The 10,763-nt window shown below is 71.4% G+C and carries 11 protein-coding genes and 1 pseudogene; 7 read left to right on the top strand and 5 right to left on the bottom strand.

Features of this window, described 5'->3' with window-relative positions:
- Nucleotides 1-191 (bottom strand): annotated as a pseudogene (locus ACWEVS_RS15840) (hypothetical protein); the annotation flags it as partial.
- Between the two features lie 282 nt (nt 192-473).
- On the opposite strand from ACWEVS_RS15840, the gene ACWEVS_RS15835 reads away from it, so the two are divergent.
- Nucleotides 474-1,772, top strand: coding sequence for a hypothetical protein (locus tag ACWEVS_RS15835; RefSeq protein ID WP_452552020.1), 1,299 nt, complete (start codon nt 474-476; stop codon nt 1,770-1,772).
- 149 nt (nt 1,773-1,921) lie between these two features.
- Here ACWEVS_RS15835 and ACWEVS_RS15830 read toward each other — a convergent pair whose 3' ends face one another.
- Entirely contained in the window at nt 1,922-2,848 is a 927-nt protein-coding gene (locus ACWEVS_RS15830) for an MBL fold metallo-hydrolase (RefSeq protein ID WP_452417810.1), read from the bottom strand.
- A gap of 134 nt (nt 2,849-2,982) precedes the next feature.
- Here ACWEVS_RS15830 and ACWEVS_RS15825 point away from each other — a divergent pair, with 134 nt between their 5' ends.
- The gene (locus tag ACWEVS_RS15825) at nt 2,983-3,411 is read left to right on the top strand and encodes a single-stranded DNA-binding protein (RefSeq protein WP_452552018.1); all 429 of its coding nucleotides are present in this window, start codon (nt 2,983-2,985) and stop codon (nt 3,409-3,411) included.
- An 851-nt stretch (nt 3,412-4,262) separates the two neighbouring features.
- On the opposite strand, the gene ACWEVS_RS15820 is transcribed toward ACWEVS_RS15825, so the two are convergent.
- Nucleotides 4,263-5,699, bottom strand: a complete 1,437-nt coding sequence (locus ACWEVS_RS15820) for a DUF1015 family protein (protein WP_452552016.1) — start codon at nt 5,697-5,699, stop codon at nt 4,263-4,265.
- Nucleotides 5,700-5,809: 110 nt separating this feature from the next.
- Between ACWEVS_RS15820 and ACWEVS_RS15815 the strand changes: the two genes are divergently transcribed.
- A complete protein-coding gene (locus tag ACWEVS_RS15815; RefSeq protein ID WP_449925783.1) occupies nt 5,810-6,244 on the top strand; it encodes a tetratricopeptide repeat protein in 435 nt (144 codons plus the stop codon).
- Nucleotides 6,245-6,765: 521 nt separating this feature from the next.
- On the opposite strand, the gene ACWEVS_RS15810 is transcribed toward ACWEVS_RS15815, so the two are convergent.
- Nucleotides 6,766-7,191 (bottom strand): TipAS antibiotic-recognition domain-containing protein, encoded by a 426-nt coding sequence (locus tag ACWEVS_RS15810; RefSeq protein ID WP_452552015.1) that lies wholly within the window; start codon nt 7,189-7,191, stop codon nt 6,766-6,768.
- An 89-nt stretch (nt 7,192-7,280) separates the two neighbouring features.
- Here ACWEVS_RS15810 and ACWEVS_RS15805 point away from each other — a divergent pair, with 89 nt between their 5' ends.
- Nucleotides 7,281-8,240 carry an HAD-IIA family hydrolase gene (locus ACWEVS_RS15805; protein WP_452552013.1) on the top strand — a complete coding sequence of 320 codons (960 nt, stop codon included), beginning with the start codon at nt 7,281-7,283 and terminating at the stop codon, nt 8,238-8,240.
- A 130-nt stretch (nt 8,241-8,370) separates the two neighbouring features.
- Here ACWEVS_RS15805 and ACWEVS_RS15800 read toward each other — a convergent pair whose 3' ends face one another.
- Nucleotides 8,371-8,718, bottom strand: a complete 348-nt coding sequence (locus tag ACWEVS_RS15800) for an SCP2 sterol-binding domain-containing protein (RefSeq protein WP_354907161.1) — start codon at nt 8,716-8,718, stop codon at nt 8,371-8,373.
- A gap of 152 nt (nt 8,719-8,870) precedes the next feature.
- On the opposite strand from ACWEVS_RS15800, the gene ACWEVS_RS15795 reads away from it, so the two are divergent.
- Genes ACWEVS_RS15795 through ACWEVS_RS15785 form a run of 3 tightly spaced genes read left to right on the top strand, consistent with a single transcriptional unit; the run spans nt 8,871 to nt 10,734 of the window.
- Nucleotides 8,871-9,029 (top strand): hypothetical protein, encoded by a 159-nt coding sequence (locus tag ACWEVS_RS15795; protein ID WP_354907160.1) that lies wholly within the window; start codon nt 8,871-8,873, stop codon nt 9,027-9,029.
- The gene (locus ACWEVS_RS15790; protein WP_354907159.1) at nt 9,026-9,838 is read left to right on the top strand and encodes a TlyA family RNA methyltransferase; all 813 of its coding nucleotides are present in this window, start codon (nt 9,026-9,028) and stop codon (nt 9,836-9,838) included. The genes ACWEVS_RS15795 and ACWEVS_RS15790 overlap by 4 nt, the downstream gene beginning before the upstream one ends.
- Nucleotides 9,835-10,734 carry an NAD kinase gene (locus ACWEVS_RS15785; protein ID WP_449925773.1) on the top strand — a complete coding sequence of 300 codons (900 nt, stop codon included), beginning with the start codon at nt 9,835-9,837 and terminating at the stop codon, nt 10,732-10,734. Before ACWEVS_RS15790 ends, ACWEVS_RS15785 begins: the two co-directional genes overlap by 4 nt.
- The last annotated feature ends 29 nt before the right edge of the window (nt 10,735-10,763 follow it).

Genomic DNA, 10,763 nt, shown 5'->3' with positions numbered 1-10,763 from the left:
ACCGTCCGCAGGGTGGCGGGTTCAGGGATCGGGGTGACCGTCCGCAGGGTGGCGGGTTCAGGGATCGGGGTGACCGTCCGCAGGGTGGCGGGTTCAGGGATCGGGGTGACCGTCCGCAGGGTGGCGGGTTCCGGGATCGCGGCGACCGCCCGCAGGGCGGTGGGTTCAGGGACCGTGGTGACCGTCCCCAAGGTGGCGGCTTCCGGGATCGCGACGAGCGCGGCTTCCGCGACCGTGGTGACCGTCCCCAGGGCGATGGTTTTCGGGGTCGGGATGACCGTGGGTTCCGTGACAGGGACGACAGGCCTCGCGGCGGCGGGTTCCGCAGGAGCGAGGACAGGCCGTTCTCCCGCGACGACCGCGGTCACGCCGACCGCGCCGGCGGTCCCGTCAGGGCGCGGTACGGCAGGCCGGACGGCGACGCGGAGGCCCCTCGCCGGGAGCCGCTTCCCGACGTTCCGCCGGACATCACCATGGACGAGCTCGACAAGGACGTCCGTGACGAGCTGCGCTCCCTCCCGCTCGACCTGGCCGAGCTGGTCGGGCGCCACCTGGTCGCCGCCGAGCGCGCGCTGGTCGAGGACGACCCCGACAGGGCGCACGAGCACACCAAGGTCGCCAGGAGGTTCGCCGCGCGTATCGGCGTCGTCCGCGAGGCCGCGGGCATCGTCGCCTACCGCGCGGGCAACTACTCCGAGGCGCTGTCGGACCTGCGTGCCGCCCGCCGGATGACCGGTTCCGACGCCTATCTGCCGATCATGGCGGACTGCGAGCGTGGGATGGGCCGTCCTGAGCGTGCGCTTGACCTCGTCCGATCGCGCGAGGCCGAGCGCCTCGACCGGGCGGGACACATCGAGCTGGCCATCGTCGAGTCCGGCGCTCGCCGTGACCTCGGCCAGCACGACGCTGCCGTCATCACGCTGCAGCGGCTGCCCGAGCTCCGCGACCCGAACCCGCGTCCGTGGTCGGCACGTCTGGCCTTCGCCTACGCCGACGCGCTGGCCGACGCGGGGCACCAGGAGGCGGCCACCGATTGGTTCGGGCGGGCCGTGGCCTTCGATGAGGACGGTGAGACGGACGCCGCCGAGCGGTACGCCGAGCTGACCGGTGCCGTGATCGAGGACATCGAGGAGGACTTCGAGGACCTCGACGAGCAGGCGGACGAGCAGACCGCCCGCACTGGTACGGCGGGTGCCGCGGTCGTGGACGAGGGCGACCTCGAGGACGAGTTCGACGACGCTGACGACGAGCTGGAGGAGGCTCGCGGCGAGGCGGTGCTCGACGACGACGAGGACCTCGCCGAGGAGGCCGCGGAGGCGGGCCAGCCGTCCTACGTCCTCGACGACGCCGAGGGCGACCCGGAGGTCGCGTCTTCCGCCGTCGTCCTCGACTTCGAGGACGACTTGGACGCCGAGGACGAGGACGAGGACGACGAGGAGGACTCGTCCGACGTGGCGCAGTCCGACGAGGCGGAGTCCGGCGAGGCGCAGTCCGACGAGGCCGCGTCCGGCGAGGACGAGGAGTCGGCGGACGACCTCGACGCGGCGCGCGACCTGGCCGCGGACGACCGCCTGGCCGCAGCGGACGACGAGGGCGTCCAGGGCGAGCGTGACTCCCGGGAAGCGCCGGCCGACGAGACCGAGGAGGACATCGACGCCGAGCTGGCCTCCTCCTCGACCGGCACCACCAAGCCTGGCATCGGCCCGGCGTTCATCGAGCCCGACTTCGGCGACATTCTCGACGACCGCCAGGAGCCCGACGACAAGAAGTAAGCGCCGCCGTGCCGTACCGGAAGAGCTCTTGCCGGTACGGCACGCCACGGTGCGGCTCGCGCTCAGGCCCCGCGTCACCATCGCGGGGCCGTTCGCATGTCAGGAGCGGCGCGGCTCACGCCGGCACGACTCGGGCGTGCTCGCGCCGGTCAGGGGGAGACCTTGTCGAGCCAGTGCAGGATGCCGGCGACGTTGGACGGCGCGCCACTGAGCAGTTCGAACTGCTCGGCCGTCTCGTCGTCCCCCTTCAGCGCCGTGTAGCGCTCGCGCGTGCGGTCGCGGACCATCGCGACGGCATGGTCGAGGTCCATGCCCTGCTGGTGGGCCTGTTTGGTGAGGTCGACCCAGACCCGAAGCTCCTCGGCGGACCGTTCGAGGGTCTCCTGGACGGCGCCGACCGGGCCGTAGTGGCTGAACAGCAGCCGCTGCGGGCCCAGCGACTGGAACAGCGCGATCGAGTCGAGCGCCGTCTGGAGGTCGAAGTCCGGCGGCGGAGTGGCGGGGCGCAGGTCGCCGGTCTGCGGCAGGTAGACGCCGGCCGCGTCGCCGACGTACAGGTCGCCGGTACCGGAGTCGATCAGCCCAACGTGGTGCTTGGCGTGGCCGGGGGAGTAGTGGCTGGCGAGCGTACGGCCGTTGCCGAGGTCGATGGCGCCGGTGTCGCCGAGGGCGACGATGCGTTCGGCGGCGGTGGGCGACAGTTCGCCGAACAGCGTGTCGAGCTGGTCACCCCACACCATCCTGGCGCTCTTCATGAGCCTGGACGGGTCGGCCAGATGGCGCGCCCCCTTCTCGTGCACGACGATCTGCGCCTGGGGGAAGAACTCCGCCATGTCGCCCACTCCGCCCGCGTGATCGAGGTGGATGTGCGTGACCACGACGGTGGCCAGGTCGTTCGGCCCGACGCCGAGCGACGCGAGGGCGTCTCGCACCACCGGAGCCGAGGTCGACGTGCCTGTCTCCACCAGGCACGGCCGGTCGCCGAGGATGAGATAGCCAGCCGTGATCCCGGCATAGCCCGCCATCCGCGTGTCGATCTCATAGACGTCGCCGCCGAGGGCGGTGATGTTGTCCACAGGCACACTCCCGAGCCGAACCGCTGTCCCCAGAACGGCATTCTGTCCGCTCCGGCCTTCCCCACATCGTAAAGAGTGGTCCCCCGACAGGCGCAGGCCCCGCATGGCCGGGCCCGAGTGAGGAGGAGGACCCCGTGGACCGCAACGAGGTGACGCTGGTGGGGCGGCTGTCCGCCGCGCCGGAAGAGCGGCCGATGCCCAGCGGCGACACCCTGACCAAGTGGCGGGTCATCGTCCGCCGCCGCCCTCGGGGACGGCGGGGCGGCCTCGTCGACACGATCCAGTGCGTGACCTTCGATCCGGAGGTGGCGAGCCTGGTGGCGGGGATGGCGCCACGGGCGGAAATGGAGGTGCGGGGAGCGCTCCGCTGCCGGATCTACGGGCCGCAGGCCGGCAAGAACTGGCGGTACGAGGTGGAGGCGCACTCGGTGGTCCCGGTATCCGCCGAGCCCGTTGCCGGTTCGGAGGCGTCGCGGGCGATGGAGGTCCCTGAGGTGCTGCTGCCGTCCGATCGTGCGGGAGCGGAACCGCGTCCGGTGGCATACCTCGCCGCCGCCGGGTGAGTCGTCGCGGGCGAAGGGGCCCTCTCCATGCGTCGGCCCGCCGTGTGGGTCTTCTCGCCGATGAGCAGGCACGTGCCAGTCCGGATGTCGGCTTCCTCAGTCGCGGAGAGACGGTGGCTTGGGCGGCTTGACGGTGCGGGCGTGAGTGTCGTGAGGCTCTCGGTCTCGGGGGAGTAAGCGCTGGACGATCGGCAGGGCGGGTCGTGAGGCGCGAACGGGGTCGGGTGCTCTGGCGGCACGAAGAGCGGTGAACCAGGAGGCCGTGCACACCCTTTCTGGATGCGATGAACCAGGATCGCGCTCATCGCCGCATCTGGCAGGGAAGAGACGAAGTCCGGTCCCGTCCAGGCCAGAGTCGGCATGGACGCGCAGATGCGCCAGGAACGCCCTGAGGGTGGACGAGTTGTTCGGTGTTCAGCGGTCGTCTCTCTGTAGTCGGCACAAGCCGGCCTTTTGGAAGACGTGCGCGGCCGTCGGTACGTCGGCGGGGCAGGGGCACGTCAGAGAGAGGCGGCTTCGGGACATGTCCGTCCAGCCTCGAGTGACGAGCTCGAGCGAGGCCGCGCTACACGTTTCCGTGTAGCGGGCGCACCACTGTGCGTTTCGCCGTAGCGGGAGAGAAGCTCGCTCGCGTGCGTGTAGCGGGCGAAACGTTATGAGCGTCTGTGTAGGAGAGCAGACGCCATGAGTGCTCGCTGTGTAACAGGGCGGAACGCTAAGACCGTCCCTTGTGTAGCAGGGCGGAACGCTGCGTGTGTCCCTCGTGGAGTGGGGGAACGCTGCGCGTGTCCCTTCTGGAGTGGGGCGGAACGCTCTGAGCGTCCGTGTAACCGGGTAGATCGCCTGGTCGATCAGACGAAGGTGCGCAGGATGAGGCCGGTACGGGGTTTGGGGCCGAAGGAGGTGGACTTGCGGGGGACGCGTTCTCCCTCGGCGGCCACCGCCAGCACCGCTTCGACGGCCAAGGGCTTGAGGATGACGGCGGTTCCACCGGCGTCGGCGGCTTGCCGTACCGCGGCGCGGGCGTCGTGGTGGACGATGCGGACGGCCTGCTCGTCGTCCCGCATGCCCCAGACCCGCGGAAGGACGAACTCGGCCAGAACGGAGGTGTTGAGCGAGTTCCACCGTTCGGAGCGGTCGGTGGGCATGGCACGGGCGAGCTGTACAGGGTCGGGGTCGATGAGCAGATGGCTGGTCTCGCCGGTGCCGGCGAGCAGGAAGGCGGGTTCGGGGGCGGTGTCGAGAGCGGCAAGGCCGGCGTCGAGGGTGGGGAAGTCGCGGATCTGCCACGCTCCCCTGGCCTTGGTGACGGCCTCGACGAGCGGCAGGGAGGGAATGACGCGGTGGATCGCCTTCAGGTCCGGCGGGTAGGCGGTCGAGTCGACCAGCAGCGCCAGGCCGAAGTCCCACGGGCCGTCGGAGTCGCGGGCGGCGTGTTCCTGGCGTTGCAGGACACGGTAGGTGGCGTAGCGGTGGTGGCCGTCGGCGATCAGCGCCTGCCGGTGGCGCAGGTCGGCGTTGATGCGGGCGATCTCCTCGGTGGCGGTGACGGCCCACAGGCGGTGCCGTACGCCGTCGCCGGTGTTGGCCTCGACGAGCGGAGGCCGGGTGGTGGCCACGGTGTCGACGAGGTGGGTGGCAGGGCCGCCGCCGTCGTAGAGCAGGAAGATCGGCTCCAGGTTGGCCTGGGTGGTACTCATCAGGGCGAGGCGGTCGGCGACCGGGCCCGGCATGACGTCCTCGTGCGGCAGGATGATGCGCTGTTCGGGAGCGGCCAGGCCGACGTCGCCGATGAGTCCGCGCTGCATGACGCCCGGACCGGACTGCTCGTAGACGTAGAGCGCGGGCTCGGCGTCACGGGCGAGGACGCCTGCGTCGAGCCAGGCGCGCAGGGTGTCCCTGGCCTGGCCGTACCGTGCGGGGGCCGCCGCGCCGTCGATCGGCTGGGCGGCCGGGCGGGAGTCCGAGGTCGGTGGGGCGGTGGTGCTGAGCGTTCCGGTCGCGGTCTCGAGCGCGTCGGAGGGACGCCTGGGGTGGTGGTTGGCGTGACCCACGGGGTGGCCGGGACCGGCGGGATGCGTCGGGTGTCGTGGGGGGCGGGGAAGGGTGAGGCGGACGACGTTGTTGGGGTGAAGGTCCAGCAGCGCCTGCACGTCCCCGTCGGAGATCAGGTCATAGGGGGGAGAGGTCACCTTCGCGGGATCGTCGACAGTGAAGCGGACACCATGGAAGGGGCGTAGCACCAGCCCATCAGGCACCGGCAGTTCAGGACTCGCCATATCGGGCATGTTCCCATAAAGGCCTGAATCACCAAGGGACTGCTCCAAGGGCGCAGCGGTGCCCGGTTCATCAGGGAATCGGTCGGATCTGTCGTCTGTCGATTGAGGAGGCCTCACACATGACCCAAGGGAAAAGCGACCCCGAAGATTCCCCATCCCCTGGTCAGGGGGCTCCCGCAGGGGATGTGTACGACTGGTACCAGCGCGGTGTCGGCCTGTTGAAGGACGGCAGTCCCGCTGCCGCGGCGGCGCTGCTGGAGCGGGCCGCCGAGGCGGAACCCGAGTCGCGCAGCATTCGAGAGGCGCTGGCGAGGGCGCAGTTCAATTCCAGGCAGTACGCGGAGGCGGCGGACACCTTCAGGTGGATCGTCGACGCGAACCCGGCCGAGGACTATGCGTATTTCGGGCTGGGGTTGTCCTTGTGGCGGACAGGAGACATGGAAGGGGCCCAGGAACCGCTGGCCATCGCGGTGGCCATGCGGCCCGACGAGCGTCATTACGTATCGGCGTTGAAGAGCGTGCGCGCCACCCTGCGCGCCAGGCGGGATGCCTGACCAGGGGTTCGCTGGGAGGCGGGCCGCTGTCTTGCGTGCCTGGCGGGAGGCGTGACCAGGCGGCTCGTCGGGAGGCGGGCCGCTGGCCTGTGCGCCTGGCGGGAGGCGTGACCCGGGGTTCGCTGGGAGGCGGGTCGCTGTCTGTGTGCCTGGCGGGAGGCGTGACCAGCGGTTCGTCGGGAGGCAAGCGGTACGGCGGGCCTGCCTCCCTTGCTGGACGACGGGCGGCAAACGCCGGCTGGCGGGTGTCCCGGATTCCGGGGGAGTGCGGCGGGCGTCAGGGTGACGCGTCACGGGGTGCCGCGTGGTAGGTCCCCGGAGGGGCGGGGCCCACCGATGCCGGTGGGAAGGCGTGCCGGGTGGCGAGGCAGCGTAGGGAGGCGAGAAGCGTTCGCTGCGCCCGCCACGAGTGCGGCTGATCCTTCGCGGAAGAGGTCCCGGCTCCCCGCCGGACGCTGTGGGTGGGGTCAAGCGGGCGGTATGCCCGGATCGGGGGCTACAGCGAGCGGGCGCCTCAGGGGCTACAGCGAGCGGGCGGCGTTGGCCTGGATGGCGTCGCGGAGGTAGCCCGCCAGCCCGGGTGCCGCCTGGTCGATGGAGTCGGTGAAGCGCGCGTCGCTGACGTACAGCTCCCCGAGCCCCTGGTGGATCTCGCTCGTGCAGTCGTAGAACCAGCGGCTGATGTGCTGGCGGTGCTCCTCGGCCAGGTCCATCGCCTCCGCGCTGGAGGCGGCGACCCCGGAGGTCATCAGCACCGCCAGCCTGCCGGAGATGTCCGCCGACTCCGCGAAGCACCTCTTCCACTCCTGCTTGCCGTAGGAGGACGTCCTGCGCTGTGACTCGGTCCACGCCGGGGACCCGCTCCAGCGGGACTCGGCCTCCTCGGCGTGCCCGTCGACGTCGAAATCGCCGAACAGTTCGGTTTTCTCCGCAGGGGTCAGGGTCATGGGAGCTCACATCCTTCGCTCATGGGTAGGTGCGGACGTGACGCTAAAGTCTCACGCGGCGTGAGAGTCAACCCGGGAGAAGAGACGCGGTGCTGATCGACGGATACGACACGTTGCTGCTGGACCTCGACGGCGTCGTCTACCTGGGCAGGCAGGCCGTCCCCGGCGCCCCGCAGGCGCTGGCGGAGGCGGCGGGGCGGGCGAGGCTGGCGTACGTGACGAACAACGCCTCGAGGACCCCTGCCGCGATCGCCGGCCATCTCAGCCATCTCGGCGTTCCTGCGACGGCGTCCGACGTGGTCACCTCCGCGCAGGCCGCCGCCAGGCTGATCGCCGAGCAGGTGGAGCCGGGCGCGCCCGTGCTGGTCGTGGGCGGCATGGGGCTGCGGATGGCGGTGAGGGACCGCGGGTTGCGCCCGGTGACCGTGGCCGCCGACAACCCCGTGGCGGTGGTGCAGGGCATCGCGCCGGACCTGTCCTACGGCCTGCTGTCGGAGGGCGCGCTGGCCGTACGGCGTGGCGCGTGGTTCGTGGCCGCCAACGGTGACGCCACGATGCCCACCGCGCACGGCGAGCTGCCGGGCAACGGCGCCATGGTGCGGGTGATCGCCACGGCGACCGGCGTCGAGCCCGTCTACGCGGGCAAGCCCGCACCGCCGCTGCACCGCGAGTCGATGATCCGTACCGGCGCGCGGCGTCCGCTGGTGGTGGGCGACCGGCTCGACACCGACATCGAGGGCGCGACGAACGCGGGCGTCGACAGCCTGCTCGTGCTGACGGGCGTCGCCACCCCCCGGGAGCTCCTGACGGCCGCCCCCGAGCACAGGCCGACGTACGTGGCCGAGGACCTGTCGGCGCTCCACCTGCCCTACCCGTCCGTACGGCAGGGCTGGCGGGCCTGGTGGTCGGACGGGCGGCTGCACCTCGAGGGCGACGGCGAGTGGATCGAGGGGCTCAGGACGGCCTGCGCGGCGGCGTGGGCGGCGGCGGGTGAGGGACGCCTCGACGAGGAGGCGCTCAAACCCGCCCTCGACACGCTGCGAGCCTGATCGTCCGGCCGAGGACCGGAGTCCTGCTGGAGTACGCGTGATGGACGGGCGGCCACCGGTGACCACGGTGGCCGTGGCCCGGCTTGCCGTACGCGCGGAGTCCAGGGGGAGCGCACCCGCGCGGAGGGGGTCAGAGCAGGCGGCGCAGGCGCAGCAGGTCGCCGAAGCTGGCGTCGATCTTGACGCGGCCGCCCAGCAGGGCGCGCGCCAGATCGAGCTCCCCGTCGACCAGCGCGATGAGGTCGTCGCTCCTGATGGTCAGCTTGACGTCGGCGGGCCTGCCACCGGCGGGTGGTTCGTCATGGAACGGGTCGAGACCGTCGTGGTGGATCCGGCCGTAGAACATGACGTCGAGGTCGGAGATGCGGCAGCTGAGCGTCCGCTCGACCACGTGCTTGGCCCGGGACTCCTCGTCGATCTCGTCGAACTGCTCGACGAGCTTGTCAAGCGCCGCCCTGCACTCCTCGAGGGTAGCCATGCTGGTCGTCCTCCCGTTCTCGCCGTTTCTACGGACGGTAGCGTTCCATATGGGGAGCATATGAATTCCGGCGCGCCGGAAAGCCGCTCTCACACTGCCTAACGCGCCAGGGGGTCGGCATAGTGTCGGCGGTGTCCGATACCTTCGAGAACATGAGTGAGCTGCCGGTGGAGACCGGTGACGAGCGGGTGGACGCGGTCGTGGGAGGCCTGGCCGCGACGGGAGCGTTGCCCGTGCGCGATCATGTCGCGCTGTTCGAGGAGGCGTTCTCGGCCCTGGAGCAGACGCTGGCCTCCGTGGACGACCAGTGAGCCGTCGCGTCAGGCTCGACAGCGAGCTCGTCCGGCGCGGCCTGGCCCGGTCGCGCGAGCAGGCCACCCAGCTCATCACCGACGGGCGGGTCAGCGTCGGCGGTCAGGTGGCGGCCAAGCCGGCCACGCAGGTCGACACCGCCGCGGCGATCGTCGTGGCCGAGTCGTCCGAGGGGCCCGACTACGTCTCGCGCGGCGCCCACAAGCTGCTCGGCGCCCTGGAGGCGTTCCCCAAGCTGCGCGTGGCCGGCCGTCGGGCGCTCGACGCGGGCGCCTCGACCGGCGGGTTCACCGACGTCCTGCTCCGTCACGGCGTGGGCCACGTGCTGGCCGTCGACGTCGGCTACGGCCAGCTGGCCTGGTCGCTGCGCACCGACGAGCGGGTCACGGTGATGGAGCGCGTCAACGTCCGTGACCTGACGCCCGAGCTGGTCGGCGAGGCGCCCTCGCTCATCGTGGGCGACCTGTCGTTCATCTCGCTGCGCCTGGTGCTGCCAGCGCTGGCGGCGGTGGCGGCGCCGCGGGCCGACTTCGTGATGCTGGTCAAGCCGCAGTTCGAGGTGGGCAAGGAACGGGTGGGCGCGGGCGGCGTGGTCCGCGACCCTGAGCTGCGCGCCGGGGCGGTGCGCGACGCCGCTGCCAAGGCCCTGGAGCTGGGGCTGACCGTGCGCGGTGTCACCGCGAGCCCGCTGCCGGGGCCCTCGGGCAATGTCGAGTACCTGCTGTGGCTGGGCAAGGGAGAGGGCGAGCCCGGGGTCGACGATCTGGAGACCGCGATCGAACGTGCCGTGTCGGAGGGGCCGCAATGAAGCGCACCGTGCTCGTCACCGCCCACACCGGGCGCGAGGCCGCGATCGAGAGCGCCCATTTGGTGATCGAGAGGCTGGTCGAGGCGGGTCTCTGCGTCAGGGTGCTGGAGTCGGAGGCAGAAGACATCGGCTGCCAGGGCGTCGAGGTCATGCCGTCCGACCCCAACGCCGCCAAGGACGCCGAGATGATGATCGTGCTCGGCGGCGACGGCTCGCTGCTGCGCTCGGCCGAGATCGCCAGGCCCGCGGGCACCCCGCTGTTCGGCGTCAACCTCGGCCATGTCGGGTTCCTGGCCGAGGCCGAGGTCGACGACCTGGCCGCGGCCGTCGACGCGGTGGTGCAGGGCCGCTACGACGTCGAGGAGCGCATGACGATCGACGTCACGGCCCGCCAGAACGGGCAGATCATGGCCGACACGTGGGCGCTCAACGAGGCCACGGTGGAGAAGCGCGACCGCATGCTGGAGGTCGTCGCCGAGATCGACGGCCGTCCGCTGTCGCGCTGGGGATGCGACGGGGTGATCTGCGCGACGCCGACCGGTTCGACGGCCTACGCCTTCTCGGCGGGCGGCCCGGTGGTCTGGCCCGAGGTGGAGGCGCTGCTGCTGGTGCCGATCAGCGCCCACGCCCTGTTCGCCAAACCGCTGGTGGTCTCGCCGCGCTCCACGCTGGCGGTGGAGATCCTGCCCCGCACGCCGGGCGGCGTGCTGTGGTGCGACGGGCGGCGCAGGTTCGACCTGCCGGCCGGCACCAGGGTCGAGGTCCGCAGGTCCGGCCTGCCGGTACGGCTGGTCCGCCTGCACGGCCTGGAGGTCACCGGCGCGCCCTTCACCGACAGGCTGGTCGCCAAGTTCGAATTGCCTGTACAGGGCTGGCGCGGAAGGGTGCGTCCCTGAGTCAATAGGGGCGGGAGCGCGTAGGATCG

The organism is Nonomuraea sp. NPDC003754 (assembly GCF_053605785.1).
This window is presented reverse-complemented; position numbering and strand designations above follow the sequence as displayed.

What these genes read in the sequence shown, in the direction of transcription:
- ACWEVS_RS15835 (WP_452552020.1), top strand. Translation starts at nt 474, where the DNA reads ATGGACGAGCTCGACAAGGACGTCCGTGACGAGCTGCGCTCCCTCCCG.
- ACWEVS_RS15810 (WP_452552015.1), bottom strand. Translation starts at nt 7,191, where the DNA reads ATGACCCTGACCCCTGCGGAGAAAACCGAACTGTTCGGCGATTTCGAC.
- ACWEVS_RS15795 (WP_354907160.1), top strand. Translation starts at nt 8,871, where the DNA reads ATGAGTGAGCTGCCGGTGGAGACCGGTGACGAGCGGGTGGACGCGGTC.
- ACWEVS_RS15820 (WP_452552016.1), bottom strand. Translation starts at nt 5,699, where the DNA reads ATGCCCGATATGGCGAGTCCTGAACTGCCGGTGCCTGATGGGCTGGTG.
- ACWEVS_RS15800 (WP_354907161.1), bottom strand. Translation starts at nt 8,718, where the DNA reads ATGGCTACCCTCGAGGAGTGCAGGGCGGCGCTTGACAAGCTCGTCGAG.
- ACWEVS_RS15815 (WP_449925783.1), top strand. Translation starts at nt 5,810, where the DNA reads ATGACCCAAGGGAAAAGCGACCCCGAAGATTCCCCATCCCCTGGTCAG.
- ACWEVS_RS15785 (WP_449925773.1), top strand. Translation starts at nt 9,835, where the DNA reads ATGAAGCGCACCGTGCTCGTCACCGCCCACACCGGGCGCGAGGCCGCG.